General features: G+C 69.1%; 22 protein-coding genes. 7 read left to right on the forward strand and 15 right to left on the reverse strand.

Annotation, left to right across the window (positions count from 1 at the left end; all coding sequences use genetic code 11):
• Positions 1 to 6: 6 nt before the first annotated feature.
• The 8 genes from ACTIEF_RS08565 to ACTIEF_RS08600 all read right to left on the reverse strand — a co-directional run bounded on the left by ACTIEF_RS08565 (position 7) and on the right by ACTIEF_RS08600 (position 8,926).
• Positions 7 to 1,362, reverse strand: coding sequence for a PepSY-associated TM helix domain-containing protein (locus ACTIEF_RS08565; RefSeq protein WP_439471711.1), 1,356 nt, complete (start codon positions 1,360 to 1,362; stop codon positions 7 to 9).
• Positions 1,362 to 3,440, reverse strand: a complete 2,079-nt coding sequence (locus tag ACTIEF_RS08570; RefSeq protein ID WP_439471712.1) for a TonB-dependent receptor family protein — start codon at positions 3,438 to 3,440, stop codon at positions 1,362 to 1,364. Before ACTIEF_RS08570 ends, ACTIEF_RS08565 begins: the two co-directional genes overlap by 1 nt.
• Before the next feature lie 82 nt (positions 3,441 to 3,522).
• A complete protein-coding gene (locus tag ACTIEF_RS08575) occupies positions 3,523 to 3,909 on the reverse strand; it encodes a hypothetical protein (protein WP_439471713.1) in 387 nt (128 codons plus the stop codon).
• A 41-nt stretch (positions 3,910 to 3,950) separates the two neighbouring features.
• A complete protein-coding gene (pth, locus tag ACTIEF_RS08580) occupies positions 3,951 to 4,568 on the reverse strand; it encodes an aminoacyl-tRNA hydrolase (RefSeq protein ID WP_439471714.1) in 618 nt (205 codons plus the stop codon).
• Positions 4,569 to 4,645: 77 nt separating this feature from the next.
• Positions 4,646 to 5,323: a 50S ribosomal protein L25/general stress protein Ctc gene (locus tag ACTIEF_RS08585; RefSeq protein ID WP_439471715.1), complete on the reverse strand. Its 678-nt coding sequence runs from the start codon at positions 5,321 to 5,323 to the stop codon at positions 4,646 to 4,648.
• Positions 5,324 to 5,462: 139 nt separating this feature from the next.
• Positions 5,463 to 6,542, reverse strand: a complete 1,080-nt coding sequence (locus ACTIEF_RS08590) for a hypothetical protein (protein ID WP_439471716.1) — start codon at positions 6,540 to 6,542, stop codon at positions 5,463 to 5,465.
• Positions 6,543 to 6,704: 162 nt separating this feature from the next.
• On the reverse strand, positions 6,705 to 7,904 hold the full coding sequence (locus ACTIEF_RS08595; protein ID WP_439471717.1) for a hypothetical protein: 1,200 nt from the start codon (positions 7,902 to 7,904) through the stop codon (positions 6,705 to 6,707).
• An 86-nt stretch (positions 7,905 to 7,990) separates the two neighbouring features.
• Positions 7,991 to 8,926 (reverse strand): ribose-phosphate pyrophosphokinase, encoded by a 936-nt coding sequence (locus ACTIEF_RS08600; RefSeq protein WP_439471718.1) that lies wholly within the window; start codon positions 8,924 to 8,926, stop codon positions 7,991 to 7,993.
• A 207-nt stretch (positions 8,927 to 9,133) separates the two neighbouring features.
• Between ACTIEF_RS08600 and ACTIEF_RS08605 the strand changes: the two genes are divergently transcribed.
• Together ACTIEF_RS08605 and recN are read left to right on the forward strand one after the other, a co-directional pair.
• Positions 9,134 to 9,991 carry an outer membrane protein assembly factor BamD gene (locus tag ACTIEF_RS08605; RefSeq protein WP_439471910.1) on the forward strand — a complete coding sequence of 286 codons (858 nt, stop codon included), beginning with the start codon at positions 9,134 to 9,136 and terminating at the stop codon, positions 9,989 to 9,991.
• Positions 9,992 to 10,135: 144 nt separating this feature from the next.
• Positions 10,136 to 11,836, forward strand: a complete 1,701-nt coding sequence (gene recN / locus ACTIEF_RS08610) for a DNA repair protein RecN (RefSeq protein WP_439471719.1) — start codon at positions 10,136 to 10,138, stop codon at positions 11,834 to 11,836.
• Between the two features lie 198 nt (positions 11,837 to 12,034).
• Here the strand turns inward: recN and ACTIEF_RS08615 are convergent, their stop codons facing one another.
• From ACTIEF_RS08615 to ACTIEF_RS08625, 3 genes are all read right to left on the reverse strand, one after another.
• Positions 12,035 to 12,841, reverse strand: a complete 807-nt coding sequence (locus ACTIEF_RS08615; protein ID WP_439471720.1) for an inositol monophosphatase family protein — start codon at positions 12,839 to 12,841, stop codon at positions 12,035 to 12,037.
• Positions 12,842 to 13,016: 175 nt separating this feature from the next.
• Entirely contained in the window at positions 13,017 to 13,586 is a 570-nt protein-coding gene (gene efp / locus ACTIEF_RS08620; RefSeq protein WP_439471721.1) for an elongation factor P, read from the reverse strand.
• 186 nt (positions 13,587 to 13,772) lie between these two features.
• The gene (locus ACTIEF_RS08625; RefSeq protein WP_439471722.1) at positions 13,773 to 14,327 is read right to left on the reverse strand and encodes a tryptophan-rich sensory protein; all 555 of its coding nucleotides are present in this window, start codon (positions 14,325 to 14,327) and stop codon (positions 13,773 to 13,775) included.
• A gap of 129 nt (positions 14,328 to 14,456) precedes the next feature.
• On the opposite strand from ACTIEF_RS08625, the gene ACTIEF_RS08630 reads away from it, so the two are divergent.
• On the forward strand, positions 14,457 to 15,347 hold the full coding sequence (locus ACTIEF_RS08630) for a lysostaphin resistance A-like protein (RefSeq protein WP_439471723.1): 891 nt from the start codon (positions 14,457 to 14,459) through the stop codon (positions 15,345 to 15,347).
• Here the strand turns inward: ACTIEF_RS08630 and bfr are convergent.
• Together bfr and ACTIEF_RS08640 are read right to left on the reverse strand one after the other, a co-directional pair.
• Positions 15,344 to 15,844 carry a bacterioferritin gene (gene bfr / locus ACTIEF_RS08635; RefSeq protein WP_439471724.1) on the reverse strand — a complete coding sequence of 167 codons (501 nt, stop codon included), beginning with the start codon at positions 15,842 to 15,844 and terminating at the stop codon, positions 15,344 to 15,346. The genes ACTIEF_RS08630 and bfr overlap by 4 nt on opposite strands.
• 155 nt (positions 15,845 to 15,999) lie before the next feature.
• Positions 16,000 to 16,185 carry a (2Fe-2S)-binding protein gene (locus ACTIEF_RS08640; RefSeq protein ID WP_439471725.1) on the reverse strand — a complete coding sequence of 62 codons (186 nt, stop codon included), beginning with the start codon at positions 16,183 to 16,185 and terminating at the stop codon, positions 16,000 to 16,002.
• Positions 16,186 to 16,319: 134 nt separating this feature from the next.
• On the opposite strand from ACTIEF_RS08640, the gene ACTIEF_RS08645 reads away from it, so the two are divergent.
• The 4 genes from ACTIEF_RS08645 (at position 16,320) to ACTIEF_RS08660 (ending at position 21,668) form a co-directional block, all read left to right on the forward strand.
• Positions 16,320 to 18,278: a beta-propeller domain-containing protein gene (locus ACTIEF_RS08645; protein ID WP_439471726.1), complete on the forward strand. Its 1,959-nt coding sequence runs from the start codon at positions 16,320 to 16,322 to the stop codon at positions 18,276 to 18,278.
• 31 nt (positions 18,279 to 18,309) lie between these two features.
• A complete protein-coding gene (thiE, locus tag ACTIEF_RS08650; protein WP_439471727.1) occupies positions 18,310 to 18,969 on the forward strand; it encodes a thiamine phosphate synthase in 660 nt (219 codons plus the stop codon).
• A 134-nt stretch (positions 18,970 to 19,103) separates the two neighbouring features.
• A complete protein-coding gene (locus tag ACTIEF_RS08655; RefSeq protein WP_439471728.1) occupies positions 19,104 to 20,720 on the forward strand; it encodes an ATP-binding protein in 1,617 nt (538 codons plus the stop codon).
• Between the two features lie 42 nt (positions 20,721 to 20,762).
• Positions 20,763 to 21,668: a hypothetical protein gene (locus ACTIEF_RS08660; protein ID WP_439471729.1), complete on the forward strand. Its 906-nt coding sequence runs from the start codon at positions 20,763 to 20,765 to the stop codon at positions 21,666 to 21,668.
• Positions 21,669 to 21,671: 3 nt separating this feature from the next.
• Here the strand turns inward: ACTIEF_RS08660 and ACTIEF_RS08665 are convergent, their stop codons facing one another.
• The gene (locus tag ACTIEF_RS08665; protein WP_439471730.1) at positions 21,672 to 22,079 is read right to left on the reverse strand and encodes a YkgJ family cysteine cluster protein; all 408 of its coding nucleotides are present in this window, start codon (positions 22,077 to 22,079) and stop codon (positions 21,672 to 21,674) included.
• A gap of 5 nt (positions 22,080 to 22,084) precedes the next feature.
• Positions 22,085 to 22,426, reverse strand: a complete 342-nt coding sequence (locus ACTIEF_RS08670) for a VOC family protein (protein WP_439471731.1) — start codon at positions 22,424 to 22,426, stop codon at positions 22,085 to 22,087.
• Positions 22,427 to 22,596 lie beyond the last annotated feature (170 nt).

Consider the following 22,596-nt stretch of genomic DNA (forward strand, 5'->3'; position numbering starts at 1 on the left):
TCGCTTTCACGAAAGCGCGGGCTGAACGCGGGTCAGCCGGCGGAAGGTCAGGTCGATCAGGAGAGCCGCGATAAGGCTCAGTCCGGTCAACGGATAGAGGATGCACAGCGGAATGACGATGGCCAGAACCGCGATCCGGGCGCGCAGGCCGGTCGGGGCGGGAGGGGCGCCGAGGCGGCGGGCGGACAGTTTCGGCGGACGACGCTTCCACCACATCACCACCCCGCTGATCGCCAGCACCCAGACGCCGATACAGCCCAGCAGCATGATCCAGCGGTTGATCTGGCCGAACTGCGTGCCCTGGTGGGTGTAGACGCCCCATTCGACGGCCTTGGCCCCCGCGCCGAACTGGTCGAAGCCGATGTCGGCCACGACCGTGTCCTGCGCGGGATCGATGTAGAGGGCGCGGCTGTCCTGAACCCGCCGGACCTGGGCCGTGGCGGTCCAGGTCGTGGTCGGATCGGCGGGGATGGCCAGGGTGTAGGGACGGGCCAGTTGCTCGGCCTCGACGCGGGCGAGGACGCCGGACAGCGGCCCCTGCGTGTGATGGCCGTCGGCGTGCAGGACCATGCCCTGCATCGTCCAGCCCGCGCCGTCCGGATGGTCGGCGTGCTCGGCCCTCTGCCAGGCGCCCGCGACCGGGGCGGCGGGACGGCCCAGGCCCCCGGCCTTGACCGCATCCATAATCCGGTCGCCCCAGACCGCCGACCAGAACAGGCCGGTGACGGCCAGGAACAGCACCACCCCGCCGACATAGAAGCCGGTCAGGGCGTGCAGGTCGCGCCAGAAGGGACGGCGGCGCGCATCGGTGGAGGTCAGGCGGACCACGCCCGCCGCCCGCCGACGCGGCCACCACAGGTACAGCCCCGTGGCGAACAGGACGATGGTCCAGCCCGCCACGATCTCGACCAGGATGTTCATCGCCGGACCGAACAGGGTCAGGGAGTGCAGGCCCTTGACCGTCTCCATCACCCCGCCGAAGCCGGTCACCCCGGTGACCCGGGCGGTGTAGGGATCGACGAAGACGGTGCGGCGCTGGCCGTCCGGCTGGTCCACGCGGACGCGGATGGCCTGGTCCGGACGCTCGGGCATCAGGAGGCTGGCGGCGCGTCCGCCGCCGGCCTCGGCCGCCGCGGCGAGCCAGACGTCCGGAGAGGCTTGTTGCGCCGCCACCGGCACATCGATCATCCGGCCGTAGACGGCCTGATCGATCTCATCCTTGAACAGATAGGCGGCGCCGGTCAGGGCCAGCAGCATCAGCACCGGCAGGACCAGCAGGCCCGCGTAGAAATGCCAGCGCCAGACTGCGCGATAGGCGCCGGACAGGATGTCCGACGCCCCTTTCGATTGCTTCGCGCCCATCAGAGGGCCAGGCGCAGGCCGAGGAAGACAGCGCGTCCCTCGCCGGGGTTGAACACGACGGTCGAGACCGGCGTCGCGGGGAGTGGGGGAACCCGGGCGTCCGTGATGGCCGAGAACTCGTTCACATGCCGCTCGTCCGTCAGGTTCCGGCCATCCACGAACAGGGTGATGCCGTCCTTGACCGCCCAGCTCGCGTTCAGGCCCAGCAGCGTATAGCCGGGCGCCTTCAGCGTGTTCTGATAGTCGACCCAGGCGTCGCTGATCCGCCATTCGACGGAGGGGGTCACGGTCACGCCGGACGGATGACGCCAGGCCAGCTCTGCCCGATAGGCATGCTCCGGCGCGACCGGCAGGCGGTTGTCGCCCCAGCGGGGATCATTGACGAAGCGGAAGTCGCTCCACGCATAGGTCTGGCGCAGCAGCAGCGAGCCCTCGGCTAGTTCCAACGGCAGGCGCCAGTCCAGACCGGCCTCGATGCCCTGGTGCACCGTCTCGCCCGCGTTGAAGGTCGCGGCGGGGATGTTCGGGCCGGTGACGAAGTTCAGCAGTTCGCCGTCGATCTCGCTGCGATAGGCGGTCACGTCCCACGCCAGAGCCCCACGACGGCCGCGTGTGCCGATCTCGGCGGTCCAGGCGTCCTGCACCTTCACCGGGGTGAAGCCGACCAGCGGGGCCTGAACCAGAGCGCCATAGGCCGGGGGCTCGACCGACCGCGTCACGTTGGCGAACACCTGCGCGCCGTCTTCGGATTCCCACAGCAGGCCCAGACGGGGCGAGAACCACTCATAGTCGATGCCGTCGTTGTTGGCGGCGTTGACGCGATCCACATAGTCTCGCGTCGCCCGACCAAACGAGCCGCCCGCCACCAGCGCCAACCGGTCCGTGACGAACAGACGGCCCTCGGCGAAGACGTCCAGACCGGTCGCCTTCTGCAGATTGTTCGCCGTCAGGGCGCCCGCCTGGCCGCCGCTGTTGACGTAGCGCTGGCCGTCGACCTGACCGTCGCGATAGCTGAGGCCATAGAAGAGGTCGGCGCGCATGCCGGCCACCTGACCGGCCCAGTCGAAGCGACCGAACAGGCCGACCGTCTCGCTGTTGGTGTTCAGCACCTGGAAGATTGGGTGCCACAGCTCCTTCTCCCAGCCCCAGACCGCGCCTTCGAAGACGGTGGACTCGTTCAGCCGCCAGCGGGTCTGGAGGGTCAGCCGCTTCAGGGTCAGGTCACGCGCCTGATCACCGCTGATCGCGCCGGGATTGGCCTTCTCCGGGTCGTTCAGGGCGTCGCTCAGCGAGAGCGAGCCGGGGATGTCCTGCTTGATGTCGGCGGCCTGATAGATCAGCCGCACCTCGCGGTCCTCGCCGAAGGACCGACCGAGGTTCAGGGTCAGGCGGGCCTGGCTCTGTTCGCTGTGGTCACGATAGCCTTCGGATTCCATCGCCGAGACGGCCGCGAACACATCCCAGTCGCCGGACCTGCGCGCCAGCTGCACGCTGCCGCGCAGGCTGTCGAAGGACCCGCCTTCCAGCTGCAGCACCGTATCGTCGACGGCGGTGTTTCCGGTCGGCGTGATCTGGTTGATGGCCCCGCCCAACTGGGCCCCGCCGAAGCGCAGGGTGTTGGCGCCCTTATAGATCTCGATGTAGCGGGCGCTCAGCGGGTCAACGCCCTGGAAGTCGGAAAACCCGTCGGCGTCGGCGAACGGCACGCCGTCCTGGGCGAACAGCACGCCGCGCTGGTGGAAGCCCTGAGCGAGGCCCGAGCCCCGGATCGATAGGCGGGCCTCCTCGCCATAGCGCTTCTGCGCCAGCACGCCGGGGACGTTGCGCAGGGTGTCGGCGAAGGTCTGGGCGAAGCGGTTGGCGTAGCTTTCCGCCGAGACCACGGCCACGGCGCCGGGGGTGCGGGACAGCTGGTCGCGGGCCTGGGCGACGACGGCGGGGTCTTCCGGGTTGCGACGGGCGGTGACGATGACCGTGTCGAGGACGGCGGCGTCCTGATCAACAGTCTGGGCATGGGCGGGAGCCGAGATAGCGGCGAGCAGCAGGGCGCAGGGCACCGCGGTGGTCCGAAGGGACATGAACTGAAATCCTGAAACAGAGAAACGGCCCGCGTCGCCGGACGGCGCGCGGGGTCAGGCGCGGGTCAGCGCCGGGTCTGGTTCAGGCGAGGGGTGGGGCGGTCGAGGGCGGTCGCGGCGGGCCGCGCGCGGGCGGCGGCGGGCTGGCGATCAGGGCGGTGAAGGTCGAGGCCGGTGTGACCGTGGGCGCGGCGCAGGGCTGGGGCAGGGGCGGGGTCGGCAGAACCGCCGCCGGAGCCATGACGCAGGCGGCGCATTTGGGCGGCGGCACCGAGCGGTCCGGCTGGCCGTCCGCATCCATCCGTATGGTCTGCGGTCCCTCGCTGGAGCACAGCACCAGGGTGTCGCCCGGACGGGCGGCGGCCATGGCGGCGTAGGGCAGCAGGGTCCCGAGCACGATGGCGAACGTCGCGGCCATGAGGGCCAGCGCGCGCCAGATCGACCAGTTTTCGGTCTGAGGACGGGTCACGGGACGGCTCTAGCGGAGATCGGCCCGGACGGGAAGCGTGGCTATTCGCCTCTCGCCGTCTGACGCGGGCTGAATTTCGGCGCGGGGGCCAGGCGCATGACCTCGCCCTGATAGCGTTCGTCGTCACCGGCCAGGGCGAAGGGCAGGGCGTCGGCGCAGGCGTCCAGCATGGCCTGCAGCCACGCCTGATCGGCCTTGGCGAAGTCGCCCAGCACATGCGGCATGACCAGATGGCTCTCGCCCGGATGGCCCACGCCCATGCGGCCCCGGCGGAAGTCGGCGCCCACATGGCTGATCAGGCTGCGCACGCCGTTCTGGCCCGCCGCGCCGCCGCCGGTCTTCATGCGGAAGCGGCCGGGAGCCAGGTCGATCTCGTCGTGGAAGACGATCACCTCGGACGGCTTGATCTTGTAGAAGCGCGCCGCCTCGCCCACGGCCCGGCCGCTCTCGTTCATATAGGTCTGGGGCTTCATCAGAAGCACCTTCACCGTCCCATTCGCGGTCTGGACCTCGCCGTCGCGGATGACCGACTGGAACTTGGCCTTCTCGGGACCGAACGACCAGCGGCGCGCGATCTCGTCGACGGCCATGAAGCCGATGTTGTGGCGGTTCTTCTCGTATTTCGGGCCGGGGTTGCCCAGGCCGGCGATGATGATCATGGCTGTGGTCCAGACAAGGAAACGGCCCCATCCGTAAACGGAAGGGGCCGCTCCAGAAACAGTCGATCGAGGGCGGTTTAGCCTTCGGTCGTTTCGCCTTCTTCCGATTGCTCGGAGGCGGGGACTTCGTCAGCGGCGGCTTCAGCGGCCACTTCAGCGTCGTGGGCTTCGTCAGCGGCGGCCGAGATGGCGGCCGACGAGGTCTTGATCGAGGCGATCACGAAATCGCGGTCGGTGATGGTCGGCTCGACGCCCTTCGGGACCTTGATGTCCGAGAAGCGGATGGTGTCGCCCAGCTTGTGACCGGCCAGATCGACCACCAGGTCTTCCGGGATGTGGTCGGCCTGCACCGAAATCTCGACCGAGTGACGGACGATCTCGAGCGAACCGCCCTGACGGAAGGCCTTGCACTGATCTTCGTTGATGAAGTGCACCGGCACTTCGATCTTGATCGTTTGCTTGGCGTCGACGCGCATCAGGTCGAAGTGCAGCGGGCGGTCCGACACCGGGTCGAACTGCACGTCACGGGCGATGACCGGCTGGGTCTCTTCGCCGTACTTCAGGGTCACCAGGTGGCCCAGCAGCTTGCCGGTGTAGAGCGACTTGCGGAAGTCCTTCTCGTTCACCGAAATGGCGACGGGGGCCTTGTCGCCGCCGTACAGGATGCCGGGCACCATGCCGGCGCGACGGGCGGCGCGGGCGCCACCGGTGCCGACGCCGTCGCGGACGTCCACGTTCAGGATGATCTCGGCCATCTGGCTCGCCTCAAATAACAACAGAAACGCCGCGCCAACCGTGGCCTGCGCGGCGGGGGTATGAACCCTCGAAATCAGGAGCGGGGGCTATTACACGCAAGCGCCCCGGGACGCAACCGCTGTCGGACTCTTAGTCGGATCAGCGGCCGCTGTTCAGCGACGCCGTGGCCGAGGTGGAGGCCGCGGCGGCCTCCGCGGCGACCGGGGACTGGACCGGGCCCTCGGTCCCGGCGACGGCCGTCGGAGCCAGTTCAGCCGGGGGCGGCGTGATGTTCTGGGCCGTGCAGGTCGACAGGTCGCGGGCGATGTGGCGACCGACGCAGAACATGTCCTCATAGCTGGGGCGCGAGGCCGCCAGGCACTGGAACAGCATCAGCTTGGACATGTTGAGGCAGAACTCGCTGTTCTGATCCACCGTCATGGCTTCGGTGCTGGCGCGCGAATCCTCGCCGCCGGCGCCCAGGGCGGCCAGGGCGGCCAGGGCCAGCGAACGGACCACGGCGGGCGTATAGGGCGGACCGGAACGGCCCGAGCTCAGGCCCAGGCCCGAACCGGTATTGGCGGCGGTGAACAGGCGGGCCGATTCTTCCGCCGAGGGCAGCATCTGCGCCACCGACAGGGTCTTGGCGCCCTGCAGGCGGGCCTCGCGGTTCGGAATATGAGTCGTGGCCCAGCGGCGGCGGGGGTCGCGGCGCTCCTGGATGGTGTAGGCGTCGCCCTCCACGCCCTCGGCGATGGCGTGCATGGCGGCGACGTCGCGGCCCAGGGTCTCGACGATCAGGCCGGCGGCGGCGTCGGCGCCCGGCAGGGTCGCGGCGGCGGCCGGATCGGCGATAAGGCGGGCGATCATTTCCTGACGGATCGCCGGTTCGACGGCGTAGGTGCGGACGCCCTGCACGAACTCCGGCGACTGCAGCGCCAGGATCGAGCCATAGGCGATCATGCCGCGCGACAGTTGGGAGGGCTCATAGGCCGCGCCCTTGCGGATGGCGGCCTGGATGGCCTCGGCGTCGGTGAAGCCGCCGGGCGGGATGGTGCCGACGTCGCGCATGAAGGCGACATAGATCGAGGCGGCCTGAGCCACGCCCTCGTTCAGCGAGACGGCGGGCGGCGGCGGCGGAGGGGGCGGCGGCGCGGGCGGAGCCGCAGGCTCATCGGTGGCGCAGCTGGCGAGCACGGCGGCTGCGGCGACGGCGGCAAGCGTAAGCCCGCGGCGCATTTGAGCTTTGAACATGGAAAACCCCGACCCTCGCGCCCCTCCGGCAGGGCGCTGACCACAGACTGCCATCTATATCGCGGCGAAAAGGGTTCGCCGAGCGTTAATCCCAGCGTTGCCGGAAGTTGGACATCACAAGGAGATGATTCTCCCGGTTCGGGAGTTTTAACCAGGACCGGTATTCAGCCGCTCGGTGGCGCTGGGGGCGGGTCGGGCAGGGGAGTGGACCGGGGGCTGCGCGGGCGTCGGCGTGGGGGCCGTCGTCACCGGCGTCCGTACCGGCGGAGCGGGCTGTTCAAGCGGTGCGACGGTGATCTGCGGCGGCTGCACGGCGCTGACCTCCGGGGCGGTGACCATGATCAGTGCGGCGGGCTGGGCGGCGCCGCGGGTGCACGTGGCCAGATCGCGCACGATGTGGCGGCCCAGACAGAACATGTCCTCATAGCTGGGGCGCGAGGCGGCCAGGCACTGGAACAGGTTCAGCTTGGATTCCGTCAGGCAGGTCTGGCTGACGGTCTCGTTCTGCAGGGCGTCGGTGCGCCCGCGCGCGGCGTCGCCCGCCTCGCCCAGCGCCGCCAGGGCGGCCAGGGCCAGAGCTTGCTCGACCACGGGCGGATAGGGCGGCTCGCGCAGCCGGGTGCTCGACACGGTCAGCCCGGTCCCGCTGTGCGCGGCGCGCAGCAGGCGGGCGGCGTCCTCGGCGGAAGGCAGCATGGCCTGCGTCGAGCGCGCCTTGGCCTCGGCCAGCCGCGCCTCGCGATTGGCGACCGGGGCCACGCCCCACGGGCGGCGCACGTCATAGCGGGCCTGAATGGCGTAGGCGTCGTTCTCGATAAGATTGGCGGCCCGCGACAGGGCGTCGATGTCGCCGCGCAGGGTGGTGATGATCATCCCCGCCGCGGCGTCGGCGCCCGGCAGGTGCGACGCCCAGCGGGGATCGGCGGCGATATTGGCGGCCAGCTGCTCGCGCGTGGTCCGGTCCACGGCGTACTGGCGCACCCCCTGCACGAACTCCGGCGACTGCAGCGCCACGATGGAGGCATAGGCGACCAGACCGCGCGACAGCTGGACCGGATCGTAGGCCGTGCCCTGGCGGATGGCGGCCTGAATGGCCTCGGCGTTCTGGAAGCCGCCTTCCATCGCCGCCATGTCGCGGGTGAAGCTGACATAGATGGAGGCCGCCTCGGCGACGCTCTGGTTCAGGCTGATCGGCGGCGGCGTGCGGGCGGCCAGTTCGGCGGCGACGCGCGCGGCCTCGGCCTCGGCGGCCTTTTCGGCGGCGGATTGGGAGGCGCAGCCCGCCAGCAGGGCGGCGACAGCGAGGGCGGCCACGGCAAGGCCGCGGCTCCGGTTGGCCGAACTCATCAGGTCTCCTTCAGCATCGACGCCCCGCGCCGAATCTTCAGGGCCTAATGAGGCCGGACCAAGGACGTTCCCGCGATCCGTCCGGATCAGTCGAACAGTTTCGAGACCGACTCTTCGTTGGCGATGCGCCGGATGGCCTCGCCGATCAGCGGCGCGACCGACACGCGGCGGATCTTGGAGCAGGCCAGAACCTCGTCCGGCTGCTCGATCGAATCGGTGATGACCAGTTCCTTCAGCGGGCCGTCGTTGACGCGCTGGACCGCCGGGCCCGACAGGACGCCGTGGCTGATGTAGGCCGAGACCTCGGTTGCGCCCTTGTCGATCAGCGCCTTGGCGGCGTTCACCAGGGTGCCGCCCGAATCGACGATGTCGTCGAACAGGATGCAGCGGCGGCCTTCGACATCACCGATGATGTTCATGACCTCGCTCTCGCCCGCCTTGGGGCGGCGCTTGTCGACGATGGCCAGATCGGCGTCGAGGCGCTTGGCCAGCGAGCGGGCGCGCACCACGCCGCCGACGTCGGGCGAGATGATCATCAGATCGTCGCCCTTGGGGTAGTTTTCCTTGATGTCCCGGGCCAGCACCGGCGTCGCCACCAGATTGTCGGTCGGGATGTCGAAGAAGCCCTGAATCTGGCCGGCGTGCAGGTCCATGGTCAGGACCCGGTCGGCGCCGGCGCGGGTGATCAGATTGGCGACCAGCTTGGCCGAGATCGGGGTCCGACCGTCCGTCTTCCGGTCCTGCCGGGCGTAGCCGAAGTAGGGGACCACCGCCGTGATGCGCCGGGCCGAGGCGCGCACCAGCGCGTCGGTCATGATCAGCATTTCCATCAGGTTGTCGTTGGCCGGATAGCTGGTCGACTGAAGGATGAAGACGTCCTCGCCGCGGACGTTCTCCTCGATCATGGCGAAGACCTCATTGTCGGCGAACCGCTTCACCTGGGCCTTGGTCAGGGGCATGTCCAGGTGGGCCGCAATGGCCGCAGACAGGGTCCGGTTCGAGTTGCCAGAGAGCAGCTTCATGTCCGGTCATCCTTTCGCCGTCATCGCGCGGCTGACAATGCCGCCGTCGCGTTGGCGCGCTACATATCAGGGGACGGCTCAGCCACAAGGCGCGCGGACGAATTTCTCGACCGTTCGTGCTGCATTGGCGCACACCGATCCGCTGGTGTAGAGATCGCGTCTGAATTCCGGGGGTGCCGACGGGTGAGCGCCCGCCGGCCTGTCATGTTGAGGTCGTCCTTGCCTGCTTCGAAGATTCGCACCGGACTTGTTCTGGCGACCGTCGCCCTGTCCGCCATGGTCGTCGCCAGCTGTAACCGCGGCGGCAATCGCCCGCGTCTGGCCTATGAGGAACGCCCGGTCGAGGCGCTCTACAACACCGGCTATCAGCGCCTGCAGTCCAAGCGCTGGGCCGACGCCGTCGACTACTTCCAGGAAGTGGAGCGTCAGCACCCGTATTCGGAATGGTCGCGCCGCGCGATCCTGATGCAGATCTACGCCTACTATCAGGATAACCACTATCAGGAGGCGGTCGCCGCCGCGGACCGCTTCATCGCCCTGTTCCCGGGCAATCCGAGCGCGCCCTACGCCTTCTACATGAAGGCCATCTGCAATTTCGAACAGATCACCGACGTGGGCCGCGACCAGGGTTACGCCCAGGCGGCGCTGGACGGCCTGCGTGACGTCGCCCGGCGCTATCCGGGCACGTCCTACGCCATCGACGCCACGGTCAAGATCGACATGGTCAACGACCAGCTGGCCGGCAAGGAAATGGCCATCGGCCGCTACTACCAGCGCGCCAACCAGCCGCTGGCGGCCCTGAACCGCTACAAGACCGTCATCGACAGCCCGGCCTTCCAGCGCACCTCGCACACGCCGGAAGCCCTCTACCGCATGGTCGAGGTCAATCTGATGCTGGGCCTGAAGGACGAGGCCATGCGCAACGGCTCGGTGCTCGGCTTCAACTATCCGGGCAGCCCCTGGTACGCCGAAGCCTACGCCCTGCTGTCGGACGAAGGCTCGCAGCCGACCGTCGCCCCGACCGGCCAGCGCGAAAGCTGGCTGCGTCGTCTGATCCCGGGCTGACGTTTTCGATTTGTTCCGCTATTCCCGGGGTTGTCCCCGGGGGTGGTTGCTCCGCATTCTCCGGCGTCGCCTGAGAAAACGATTCGCCTTGCCCCAGATGTCTGACCGCGTTTCCGGCCTGTTGTCTCCGCAAGGAGCCCCGTCGTGCTGACCGCGCTATCGATTCGCGACATCGTTCTGGTGGACGTGCTGGACCTAGAGGTCCGCGACGGCCTGACCGTGCTGACCGGTGAGACCGGGGCGGGCAAGTCGATCATCCTGGACGCTCTGGGTCTGGCGCTGGGCGCGCGCGGCGACGCCGGGCTGGTCCGCGCCGGGGCCAAGCAGGCCAGCGCCACCGCCGTCTTCACCGCCCCCGATGATCCCGCCCTGATCGAGCTGATCGCCGACAAGGGCTTCGAGGTCGCGCCGGGCGAGGACCTGATCCTGCGCCGCACCGTCGCCGCCGACGGCCGCAGCCGCGCCTTCGTCAACGACCAGCCCGCGGGCGTCACCGCCCTGCGCGAGATCGGCCAGGCCCTGGTCGAGGTGCACGGCCAGCACGAGACGGTCGGCCTGCTGGACTGGAAGACCCACCGCGCCCTGCTGGACGCCTACGGCGGCCTGTCGCCGCAGCTGGACGGCGTGGCCCGCGCCGCCGAGGCCCTGAAGACCGCCGAGCGCAAGGTCTCGGAGCTGCGCGCCGCCGCTGCTGACGCCGCCGCCCATACCGAGGAACTGACCCTCAACCTCGCCGACCTCGACGCCCTGGATCCCCGCGCTGAGGAAGAGACCGAGCTGGCGGGCGAGCGGGCCCTGCTGGGCGCGGCGGAAAAGGCCATGGCCGACCTGACCGACGCCCGCGCCTCGCTGGGCGGGGACAAGCTGTCCCGCAACCTGTCGGCGGCCCTGCGCGCGGTCGAGCATGCCCGCACCCGCGCGGCCCAGTCGGGCGCCGAGGGCGACCACCCGCTGCTGCTCAAGCTGACCGCCGCCGCAGAGGCCATCGACCGCACCCTGGTGGAGGCTGAGGAGGCCCTGGCCTGCGTCGACGCCGCCGCAAACGCCTTCGACTTCGAGCCGGGCCGTCTGGACAAGACCGAGGAGCGGCTGTTCGCCCTGCGCGCCGCCGCCCGCAAGCTCAACACCTCCGTCGAGCTGCTGCCGGTCCTGCGCGAACGCTTCCGCGAGCAGCTGCGCCTGATCGAGGATGGCGCCGACGCCATCACCGCCGCCGAGCGCGAGGCCTCCGCCGCCCGCGAGTCCTACGATATCGCCGCCACCCTGCTGACCTCGGCGCGGGAAGCCGCCGCCGAGCGGCTGACGGCGTCGGTGATGGAGGAGCTTGGCCCGCTGAAGCTGGAGCGCGCCCGCTTCCGCGTCGCCTTCGAACCGGTGGCTGACGGCCGTCGCGGCCCTCTGGGCGTCGAGACTGTCCGCTTCGAGATCGCCACCAATGCCGGAACCCCCTTCGGCCCGCTCGACGCCATCGCGTCAGGCGGCGAACTGGCCCGCTTCGCCCTGGCCATGAAGGCGGCTCTGGCGGGCCGCGAGGACCAGCGCCAGCCGGTGATGATCTTCGACGAGGTCGATCAGGGCGTGGGCGGCGCGGTCGCTTCGGCCGTGGGCGCCCGCCTGAAACGCCTGTCGCAGGGCGCCCAGGTGCTGGTCGTCACCCACAGCCCGCAGGTCGCCGCCCGCGGCCACGCCCACTGGAAGGTCCGCAAGTCCGACATCGGCGGCCTGACCGCCACGACGGTGGACACGCTGGATGAGGCCCAACGGCTGGAAGAGATCGCGCGGATGCTGTCCGGCGCGATGATCACCGATGAAGCGCGAGCCGCGGCGCGGGCGCTGATCGGGTAGCTGCTCCCTCTCCCGATGGAAGAGGGCTTGAGCGCCCGCGAGCGTAGCGAGTGGCTGCGCGAAAGGGTGAGGGTCGACTATCGGCATTCGGCGAAAGCCGCGTCACCGTCCCGATCTGCCGGCTCACGCCGACTTCAACAGCCGACCCTCATCCGGCCCTTCGGGCCACCTTCTCCCATCGGGAGAAGGAAACAGGCCTCAAGCCCCCTGCAGCACCTTGCGCAGGGCGGTGTGGATGTCCGGGTTGGCGGCCAGCACCTGCTTGCCGTTCTTCGGATCGCCGTCGATGTCGATGGTCGTCACCAGACCGCCGGCCTCGGTGACCAGCAGAATGCCCGCCGCCACGTCCCAGGCCTGCAGGTTGCGCTCGAAGAAGGCGTCGTAGCGGCCCGCGGCGACCCAGGCGAAGTCCAGGGCGGCCGAGCCGAGGCGGCGGACGCCCGCGACGCGCTGGCCGACGGCGTGGATGTCCTTGATCGACTGGGCGTGGCCCTGTTTGCCGATGAAGGGCAGGCCGGTGCCGATCAGGCTTTCCGACAGATCCTTGCGGCCCGCCACGCGGATGCGACCGTCGTTCAGGTAGCAGCCCTTGCCCTTCTCGGCCCAGAACATCTCGTTCATGACCGGGTTGTAGGTCACGGCGGCGACGATCTCGGACGAGCCGTCCGGCGCGAAGCGCTCCAGGCCGACCGTGATCGCGAAATGCGGCATGGCGTGGATGAAGTTGGTCGTGCCGTCGATCGGATCGACGATCCAGCGGTGCGACTTGTCGGTGCCCTCGATGAAGCCGCGTTCCTCGCCGAGGAAGCCATAGCCCGGACGGGCCTTGGTCAGCAGCTCGAACAGGGTCTCTTCGGCCTTGATGTCGGCGGCGGTGACGAAGTCGCCGGGGCCCTTGCGCGAGGTCTGGAGGTTTGCGACCTCCCCGAAGTCGCGCAGCATCGGGCGAGCGGTCTTGCGAACCGCGTCCATCATGACGGTGAGCAGGGCGGAGGCGAGGGCCATCGGGAATCTCCTGGTCCGGTTGTCCTGAAAAGGCCGCGGCCCGGACAAGCGGAGAAGTGGGGCCCCTGCGGGGCAAAGTGACTAGTGGCTAGTGGTTAGTTTCAACGCCTGAGGCGCTGGCGAGTGCTACGGGCGCGAACACTCTAGTCACTCGCCACTAGCCACTCGCCACGCCTTAGTCCGCGCGGCGGACGTATTCGCCGGTCGAGGTATCGACGACGATCTTCTCGCCGGCCGACATGTACGGCGGGATCATGATGCGGACGCCGTTGTTGGCGATCGCGGGCTTGTAGGACGACGAGGCGGTCTGGCCCTTCACGGTGGGCTCGGTCTCGACGACTTCCAGCGTCACCTGTTCCGGCAGCGACAGACCGATCGGACGGTCCTCGTGCATTTCGATGACGACCTTCATGCCTTCCTGCAGGTAGGGGATGCGTTCGTCGCCGACCCAGTCCTTCTGCAGTTCGATCTGCTCGTAGTTCTCGTCGTTCATGAAGACGAGGTTGTCGCCGCCGTCGAACAGGTAGGAGAAGTCCTTCTGTTCGAGGGTCACGCGCTCGACCTTGTCTTCCGAGCGGAAGCGTTCGTTCAGCTTGTTGCCGGTCTCGAGGTTCTTGGCCTCGACGTTGGCGAAGGCGCCGCCCTTGCCGGGCTTGACGTGGCTGGCCTTGGTGACGACCCACAGGCCGCCGTTGTGCTGCAGGACCATGCCGGGCTTGATGGTGTTGCCGTTAATCTTGGCCATGTTGTCTCGAAGGGTTTGAGGCGCAGCCCTTGCGGCGCGCGCGAGCGGGCGCAGTCCGTAAAGGAAGCCGGGGCTTACGGCAAGCTGGGGCGGTCGGGGAGTGAAGAGGGAGTAGGAAAAGGGACGCGGCCTCCGCCACTCCGTCTACTCACCGCTCACTACTCACTCTTCAACCACCCCTCGCGGCTAATGCACCGTCGCCCGGTTCTCATCGACCTTGCGGTCGATGGCGTTCAGCACCCGGGTGCCGCCGCCGATGGGGGCGGCCAGCTTGCCGGCGTCGGGGTCCAGACGGCGCGCCTCGTGGGCGAAGGCGGCGGCGAGCCCGGCCGAAGCCATGGCCGCTCCGATCTGCAGGACCCGCCCGGCTGGCCGCGCGGCCAGCCACAGGGCGTTCACAGCCTGGGTCGCGGCCCACAGGGTCAGGGCGGCGTTGCGGCGAGGCTGGGACGGGGCGTTCCATACCCGCACCGCCGACAGGCTGGTGGCGGAGAAGACGGCCGGCACAATCATGCTCATGGCCCCGCGCGGACGGTCGGTCACCGGTCGGGCGCCGCTGCGCAGGTCTTCGGCGGACGTTCGGGGGCTCAGGGCCTTCTGGGCCAGGAAGGTCGCGGCCAAAGCGAACCCCGCCGTCACCGCCACGCCCAGCAGGACATGGCCCATGCTCCGGTCCTCGCCATTGACGAAATCCAGCGCCGCGTCCCGCGCGTCGTCCACGAAGTCGTCAATATCGGTCATGGCCAGCCTTTCTGTTCATCTCAACAATGGGTCGCGCCGACCCAGGTTCCCCCTGTCGACCCTCGCCGCTCTATGGTTGCAGACACAAAGGTGAAGCTTCTATCTTCAGAGGTATTTCCGGAGTCGCCGATGACATCGCGCAGATTGGCGCAGCTGTTCGCCCTTGCCTTGTTCGTGCTCACGTACTGGACCGTCGTGTCCCGGCCGGGGGTCATCGGCGACGAGTTCGTCGGCATGATCTACGCCGTATTCCTACTGGTCACCGCCGTCGCGTTCGGCGTCGCCTTCATGACCCTGCGCGTTGCGACGATCGGTTCTGCGAACTTTTGGACGACGGGATACGACGATCAGGTTCGCCCGATCTGGTGGATGATCCTTACAGTCCTCGGGGTCATGTGCGCTGTCGGCGCCCTGCTTCACCTTCTGGGCCAATCGAACCCGGCGTCGTCCGAAATCACCTATCTTCTGGCGGGTACCCTCGTTCCGGCGTTGTTCGTGCACTGCAAGCTGATCCAATGGCCCGAACGGTTACGGTATGCGAGTTGGCCCCGGCTTCTCCTCATCGGGGCTCCGGCCATCTGTGTCGCGTTGGCCTGGAGCCATTTCGCCTATCTCGCCAGTCCCGAACGCTCAGCCCTTCCCGAAGGTCAGGACCTGATCTCCACCCTGGGCGCACTGATCATCGGCGGAACGCTTGAAGAAGTCCTCTTCAGGGTTTTCCTCCTGACCGCCTTGGTTGGCCGCACCGGCTCACGTGTCAACGCGGTCTTCCTGTCGAGTATCGCCTTCGGTCTGATGCATATTCCCGGCACCCTTCTGAACACAGTGATGCACGGCGACTGGTCCGTCCTCTGGCAGGTTGCCTTCGATTACGCGCCCGGCTTCCTGCTGCAGACGGCGCTCGGCCTGTTTCTGGGCGTGATCTGGCTGCAGACCGGTTCGATCACCCTCATTGCGCTGCTCCACGCGCTGCTCAATCTTGGCAACGCGCTGGCGACTGGCCTTCTGGCCTACGGCTAGTTCCCGGTCGCGCTCCTGTCCGGGGCGATTTCGGTCATGGCGGACTGCAGATAGTTCTGCTCGCCCAGTTGTTCGATCAGCTTGTGCTGGGCCTCAAGGAAGTCGATGTGCTCCTCGGTGTCGGCCAGGATGCGCATGACCAGGTCGCGGCTGACGTAGTCCTTGGCGGCTTCGAACTGGGCGACGGCGGCGATGACGGTGTCGCGCGAGCCCAGCTCCAGCTGCAGGTCGGCGCCCAGGCATTCGAACACGTTCTCGCCGATCTTCAGCTTGTGCAGGTCCTGCAGGTTCGGCAGGCCGTCCAGGAACAGCACGCGCTTGATCAGCATGTCGGCGTGACGCATCTCCCCGATCGACTCGTCATAGATGATCTGGCCGAGGTGCTTCAGGCCCCAGCTTTCGAACATGCGCGCATGCAGGAAATACTGGTTCACCGCCGTCAGTTCGTTGGTCAGGATCGCGTTCAGCGTCCGGATGATCGCGGGGTCGCCCTTCATGGCAGTGTCCTTGGCAAGTCACGGCGCATCCGGAAACGGTCGCGCCCTCAGTCCCGCCGTTCATAACACGTCAGAACGCCGTGTGTTCACTTGCGAACACTTATCACCACATTGAAATTGCGAGTAAAAATCGCCTTCAACAGGCGATGCGAATGCTACTCAGCCGCCAGGGCGAAGGCCTGTCGGGTGTCCTGGATCATCTGACGCATCTCACAGACGCATTTGGCGCACTGGGCCTGGCACTGGTGCTGGGCGAAGACGTCGCGCGGACGCGTCGCGCCCGCCTCGATAGCCGAGGCGACGTCACGCTTGCGAAGGCCGTTACAGTTGCAGACGTACAAGGAGGGGACTCACTCGATGCGAATGGTTCGCTATAGCAACCAGATTAAGGCGATTGCAAGTCGTTCGCATGGGGCGAGGTTGTCGCATCCTCCATTCTCTGATCACCTCCGCTCAGGGACTGTGGAGGGACGTCATGGGCATCAGAACGATGTGGGCGGGTCTGGGGGCGGTCGCGACCCTGCTGGTCGGGACGCCGACGATGGCGTCCGAGCGACCCGGGTTGCCGGCCTTCACCTCCATGACCGAGCTGACCGCCTTCCTCGACGCCCATACGCCGCAGGACCCCGGTCAACAGGAGTGCCCACCCCAGCAGCCTGACTGTCTGGAGGGCGGGATCGACGAGGTCGTCGTCACCGGCTCGCGCGTCGCGGCCGCGCCGTCGATCACCAACAATCAGGAGGCCGGGGTCGATGAGGGCGACATCGTCAAGATGCGGGGCGACACCCTGGTCATCCTGCGCCGGGGCCGCTTGTTCACCGTCGACACCGCGGGCGGACGACTGCGTCTGGTCGACCGGATCGACGCCTATCCGCCGGGCGCCGACGCGTCGGGCGACTGGTATGACGAGATGCTGGTCTCGGGGAACCGGGTCATCGTCATCGGCTACAGCTACGCGCGGGGTGGAACCGAGATCAATCGATTCCGGCTGGACGCCGCGGGTCGGCTCAGCTTCGAGGACAGTCACCACCTGTCGTCGGACGACTATTATTCGTCGCGCAACTACGCCTCGCGGCTGGTGGGGGATCAACTGGTCGTCTACTCGCCCGTCGATCCCTCGACCGGCGATCCCATGCAGGACCTACCGCGCCTGACGCGCTGGACCCCCGACGCCGAGGGACAGGCGGACAAGGACGACGACTACGAGAAGATCCCGGGGCTGGCCCTGGTCACCGCCAACGACGTCTATCGCGCGCCGGGCGTCGATGACGACAGCCGCAACCTGATCTTCCACACCGTGGTCCGCTGCCCGCTGTCCGACGCCGTGCTGACCTGCCGGGCGACGGCGATCCTCGGGCCGGAGTCGCGCAGCTTCTACGTCGCCTCGACGGCGGTCTATGTCTGGATGAGCGAGGATGAGTGGGGGCGGCCCAAGGGCGAGACGCCGCGCAGCTGGCTGTATCGCGTGCCGCTGGACGGCGGCCGGCCGCAGGCGGCGGCGACGGTGGGCGCCCCCATCGACCAGTTCTCCTTCCTCGAACAGCCCGAGTTGAACAGGATCAATGTGCTGGTCACCGCCGACGAGGGCGGCGACGGCATGTGGAGCCCTGAGCGCACCGAGGGCGGCGCGGCCCTGCTGCAGTTGCCCTTCTCGCGCTTCGGGGACGGGGAGGCGGGGGCCGACTTCGCCGACTACCGCATCCTGCCGGCGCTGGGGCAGGGACGGGCGCAGAACCGGTTCGTCGGGGACTTCCTCATCTACTCCAGCACGACATGGAACCGCCTGTACTGGCAGGAGCCGAAACTGCCCCGCTACGAAAGCCGCGTATTCGCGGTTCCCCTGAGCCCGGGACCAACCCAGGGCTGGGGCGTGCCGGGCATGGTGGGGCGCATCGAAGCCATGGGCCCGGACGCGCTGGTGGTCTCGGGCGAGGCCGACACCTTCTTCACCACCTTGGAACTGCAGACGCCTCGACCGGTCATCGGCGACCAGTTCGTCTTGGTCGGCTCAGAGGAGACCGAGAGCCGCAGCCACGCCTTCTTCTACCGCCCCGATCCGTCCAGCGCCGACGGCTCGACCGGAGTGCTGGGCCTGCCGGTCTCGCGTCCGCGTCCCGGCGCGGATCCCGACAGCGGGGGCGATACGCTGGAGACCCTCACCTACATCCGCCGCAACAGCCTGGGGCGGCTGGGCGAGATCGGATCGCTGGACGCGGGCCTGAAGCGGCGGGCCGACGACGGCTGCGTGGCCTCCTGCTACGGCTGGTACGGCGACGCCCGCCCGATCTTCCTCGGCGACCGCATCCTGGCCCTGCTCGGCTATGAGGTGGTCGAGGGGCGCGAGCGGGGCGGGCGCATCCGCGAACTTCAGCGCGTGGACATGACGCCGCCCCGGCCGGCGGGACCGCGTCCCTATTACCTCGACCTCGATTGACCTTCGGCGCGGTTCGTCGCACTCCCCGGTCATGGCCAGAGAACCCGTCGTCCCGCCGCGCCCGCCGTGCGCCCTGTATCTGATCACCCCGCCGGCGATCCCGGACCTGTCCGCCTTCGCCGCGACGCTGGCCGAGGCGCTGGACGCCGGTCCCGTGGCGGCGCTGCAGATCCGGCTCAAGGACATCGATGACGACGCCGTCCTGGCCGCCGTCGCCGCGCTGAAGCCGGTGGCGCAGGCGCGCGGCGTGGCGGTGCTGCTGAACGACCGGCCGGACCTCGCCAAGCGCTCGGGCTGCGACGGGGTGCATGTAGGCCAGTCGGACGCCTCCTACGCCGAGGCCCGCCGGACGATGGGGCCGGACGCCATGATCGGCGTCACCTGCCACGACAGCCGCGAACTGGCCATGGACGCCGCGGAGGCGGGCGCCGACTACGTCGCCTTCGGAGCCTTCTTCCCGACCACGACCAAGGAAACGGACCACCGTCCCGAGCCCGAGATCCTGACCATCTGGCAGGAGACGGTCGAGACGCCCTGCGTCGCCATCGGCGGGATCACCGCCGCCAACGCCGCCGATCTGGCCCGCGCGGGGGCCGACTTCGTGGCCGTCAGCGGCGCCGTTTGGAACCATCCAAAGGGGGCGGCTGAGGCGGTTCGCGAGCTGGATCAGGTGCTTAGCGCGGCCTTCTGACCTTCAGGGGATATTAGGAAGCGCCCGGTTAGGTAGCGGACCAGTTTCGTCTGCCGGACCAGATCATGACGATGAGCCGCGTGCTCGACCCTCAGCCCGTTCCCGTCGCGGAGAAAACGGTCGGCGCGCGCCCCGTGAGCGTCGACGTGTCGGCGACGCGCGGCATCGGCCAGCCGCTGGCGCCGATCTTCACCGCCATGGCGGTGATGGTCCTGACGATCCTGGCCCTGACCTTCGCCCGCACCGCCGACATGGTCGCCGCCCTCTGGGCCGCGGGCGGTCTGGCGGTCGCGGTCTGGCTGCGCACCTCGCGCGGCCCCCTGTACGATCTCTGCTTCGGCGGGCTGGTGGCCTGCGGTCTGGCGGCGGGCAACCTGCTGGCGGGCAATTCCACCACCACGACCCTGATCTTCACGATCGCCAACATGATGGACATCTACTGCGCCGTCCTGATGGCCCGTCGGTTCGCCCCGACCCTGAACCTGGCGTCGGTGGAAGGCGCCAGCCGCTTCCTGATCAGCGCCGCCGTCATCGCCCCCATCCCGGCGGCGGTCTTCATCGGCGGCATGCTGTGGTTCCGCAACGGCGCCGACTTCATGGACACGGCCCAGACCTGGTGGTTCGGCCATGCGCTCAGCATCGCCGTGGTCGCCAGCTTCGGCCTGGCCCTGACCCGGCGCGAGCTGGTCCGCCTGCGCTCCCCGGCCCGGGCGACCGAGGCGGTCATCCTGCTGGGCCTGCTGACGCTCGCCAATGTGCTGATCTTCGGCCTGCAGTCGCTGCCGATCAGCTTCGTCACCCTGCCGCTGCTGCTGCTCATCGCGGTGCGCCTGCGCCTGCTGGGGGTGACCGCGGCCCTGCTGATCATCAGCGTCCTGGCCATCGGCGGCAGCATGCTGGGCCACGGCCCTTACGCCACCTCCTTCCAGGGGGCGGATCGCGCCATGATGGCCCAGCTTCTGGTCCTGTTCGGCTATCTGCCCATCCTGCTGGTCGCCGCCCTGCTGGAGGAGCGCGACCGCCTGTCCGACCGCGCCAAGGCCGGTCAGGTCCGCGCCGAGCGGGCGTCCGAGGCCAAGTCCCGCCTGCTGGCCAACGTGGCCCATGAGATCAAGAGCCCGGTCGGCGGCATCATCGGCATCGGCGAGCTGTGGCGCGCCGGCCAGCTGGGCCCGACCAGCCAGACCCAGACCGAGATGGCCGAGATGCTGGTCAAGACCGCCCGTCAGGTCGAGGCCCTGGCTCACGACCTGCTGGACGTGGCCCGCGCCGAGTCCGGGGCGGTGAAGGTCGAACTGCGTCCCACCGACGTTCCCGGCCTGCTGGATGACGTCCGCCGCGCCACCGTCTTGCGCCCCGAGGCCCAGGGCATCCGCATCGATGTGATCAGCGAAGGCGACGGCCTGGTGGCCCTGGCCGATTCCCAGCGTCTGGCCCAGGTGATCGGCAACCTGACCTCCAACGCCGTGAAATACGGCGGCTCGGGCGGTCTGGTCGTCCTGCGCGCCTCGCGCATCCATGACGGCGTCCGCGTCGAGGTCATCGACCGTGGCCCCGGCCTGTCCCCCGAGAAGCAGACCCAGCTGTTCGAGCCCTTCAACCGGTTGGGACTCGAGCGCTCGACCGTCGAGGGCCACGGCATCGGCCTGGCCCTGGCCAAGCGTCTGGTCGAGCTGCAGGGCGGCTCCATCGGCGTGGTCTCCACCCCGGGCGAAGGCGCTGTCTTCTGGGTCGAGCTGCCGTCGGCCTGATCGGTCTTGCCGTCGCCACGTTGAGGGGCGAAGGTCCCGACCATGAAAACCACCGCCGTGTCCGTCGCCGCCCTTCTCCTGCTCGCCGGAGCCGCCCAGGCCCAGACGGCCCAACCCGCGAGCCAGACGCCGCCGCCCGCGCCCGCCGCGGCCCCCGGCTCGGACTTCACCCGTGACCTGAACGGAGGCCCGCCGCGCCCGGCCGAGTATCTGGCCCCCGCGCCCGCCCCGGTGGTCGCGCCGCCTGCCGCCGTGACGCCCGCGCCGACCGTGGCTCCCGCTCCCCGACCGGCCACCGCCGCTCCGACGCCGGCTCCGGCGACCGCCGCGCCGCGTCCGGCGGCCCCGGCGACCCGCGCGCCTGCAACAGCCGCTCCGACGGTAGCCCCGACCCCGCGTCCCGCTGCCCCCGCTGCGACACCGGCCCCGCGTCCCGCCGCGCCCGCGACGACCCCGCCGCCCGCCGCCGTCACGCCCGCGCCGCGGCCGGCCGCTCCGGCCCCCACGCCCGCGCCTGCTACGGCCGCTCCGGCTCCGACGCCTGCGCCGACCCCGCCGCCGCCCGCGCCCAGCGTCTCGACGGTCACCGTGCTGGACGCCGCCGCCCGCGCGGCCCTGCCGTTCGCGGTCGAGCTTCCGGCGGGCTTCCAGATCGTCACGGGCCGTCCCGGTCCGGACTTCAAGATCTATACGATCCGTCGCGGCGAGCGGTCGTTCGTCATGGTCTATGCCGGTCCGGCCTCGCAGTTCCCCATCTACTCGGGCGAGCAGGTCGAGGCGGGCGGCCGCGTCAGCGTCGTCGCCACCGAGGACGGCCAGCGCCACGCCATGGAGCATCTGTTCCAGCGCGGAACCGCGCCGCGCGAAGTCCACATCTGGACCATGACGCTGGAGGGCGCCGACCGCGCCTTGGCCGAGCAGATCGCCCAGTCGATCGACGTCCGCTAGGCGTTACGCCCGGCGCACCGGCGTGTCGGTCCGGCCCAGCCTGACCCCGCGCGTTCCGGCGAAGACCAGCACCTCCAACCCCGGATCGGCGGCCCAGCGGCGCAGGGTCGCCTGATAGGGCTTGCGCCGCCAGTCATGCGGGCGGGCCGCGTCGCATTCGACGATCAGTCGCGCACCGCCCTGTTCGCTGTGCAGGACGAAGCCCGCCACCGACGGCTTCCAGTCGGCGTCCAGCGCCTCGGTCAGCAGCCACAGGCAGTTGAACGCCCGGCAGTCGTCGGGCCGGTCTTCATAGATGGCGCAGCCGCGCGCCTTGCTGAAGTGACGGCACCACTTGCCTGCGGGCTTGTTCAGCGCCGTCACCCCCATCAGCTTGCAGCACAGGCCGCACTCGCCACACGACTTGTCCAAGCCGGTCAGGTCTCGGACCAGACCGCCAGCTCATTCCCGGCCGGATCGCGGAAATGGAACCGCCGTCCGCCGGGGAAGTCGAAGATCGGTTTCACGATCACGCCGCCCGCCGCCTCGACCTTGGCCAGCATGGCGTCGAGGTCATGGGCGAACAGGACCGGCAGGGGCGTCGTCGTCGCCTCTGTGGCGTCGGCGTCGAAGCCGCCGTCCAGTCCTTCGTCAAAGGCGGCATACGTCGGGCCATAGTCCACGAAGGTCCAGCCGAAGGCCGCCCCGTAGAAGGTCTTCACCGTCGGCAGGTCGCCGCCGGGCAGTTCGAGGTAATCCAGCTTTCCGTCTTCACGCACGGTCTCACTCCGGTTCAGGATCGCCATCCAACCGGCGTTCACTCTGCCGGGCCGGGAGCGGTGCGGCCAGAGGGCGCGGGGTCGCCCTCCGGCTTTTTCCACTGTCCTGCTTGCCAGCCGGGGGAATCCGCGCGAACCTGCAAATCGTTCTCAATCGCAGGACTGATCCA

Source organism: Brevundimonas sp., assembly GCF_051858995.1.
Classification (GTDB): Bacteria; Pseudomonadota; Alphaproteobacteria; order Caulobacterales; family Caulobacteraceae; genus Brevundimonas.

Excerpts from the sequence above, each read along its gene's own strand:
- bfr (WP_439471724.1), bottom strand. The coding sequence starts at position 15,844 with ATGAAGGGCGACCCCGCGATCATCCGGACGCTGAACGCGATCCTGACC.
- thiE (WP_439471727.1), top strand. The coding sequence starts at position 18,310 with ATGGCCAGAGAACCCGTCGTCCCGCCGCGCCCGCCGTGCGCCCTGTAT.
- ACTIEF_RS08595 (WP_439471717.1), bottom strand. The coding sequence starts at position 7,904 with ATGAGTTCGGCCAACCGGAGCCGCGGCCTTGCCGTGGCCGCCCTCGCT.
- ACTIEF_RS08590 (WP_439471716.1), bottom strand. The coding sequence starts at position 6,542 with ATGCGCCGCGGGCTTACGCTTGCCGCCGTCGCCGCAGCCGCCGTGCTC.
- ACTIEF_RS08625 (WP_439471722.1), bottom strand. The coding sequence starts at position 14,327 with ATGACCGATATTGACGACTTCGTGGACGACGCGCGGGACGCGGCGCTG.
- pth (WP_439471714.1), bottom strand. The coding sequence starts at position 4,568 with ATGATCATCATCGCCGGCCTGGGCAACCCCGGCCCGAAATACGAGAAG.
- ACTIEF_RS08615 (WP_439471720.1), bottom strand. The coding sequence starts at position 12,841 with ATGGCCCTCGCCTCCGCCCTGCTCACCGTCATGATGGACGCGGTTCGC.
- ACTIEF_RS08565 (WP_439471711.1), bottom strand. The coding sequence starts at position 1,362 with ATGGGCGCGAAGCAATCGAAAGGGGCGTCGGACATCCTGTCCGGCGCC.
- ACTIEF_RS08600 (WP_439471718.1), bottom strand. The coding sequence starts at position 8,926 with ATGAAGCTGCTCTCTGGCAACTCGAACCGGACCCTGTCTGCGGCCATT.
- ACTIEF_RS08660 (WP_439471729.1), top strand. The coding sequence starts at position 20,763 with ATGAAAACCACCGCCGTGTCCGTCGCCGCCCTTCTCCTGCTCGCCGGA.
- ACTIEF_RS08630 (WP_439471723.1), top strand. The coding sequence starts at position 14,457 with ATGACATCGCGCAGATTGGCGCAGCTGTTCGCCCTTGCCTTGTTCGTG.
- ACTIEF_RS08585 (WP_439471715.1), bottom strand. The coding sequence starts at position 5,323 with ATGGCCGAGATCATCCTGAACGTGGACGTCCGCGACGGCGTCGGCACC.
- efp (WP_439471721.1), bottom strand. The coding sequence starts at position 13,586 with ATGGCCAAGATTAACGGCAACACCATCAAGCCCGGCATGGTCCTGCAG.
- ACTIEF_RS08645 (WP_439471726.1), top strand. The coding sequence starts at position 16,320 with ATGGGCATCAGAACGATGTGGGCGGGTCTGGGGGCGGTCGCGACCCTG.
- ACTIEF_RS08570 (WP_439471712.1), bottom strand. The coding sequence starts at position 3,440 with ATGTCCCTTCGGACCACCGCGGTGCCCTGCGCCCTGCTGCTCGCCGCT.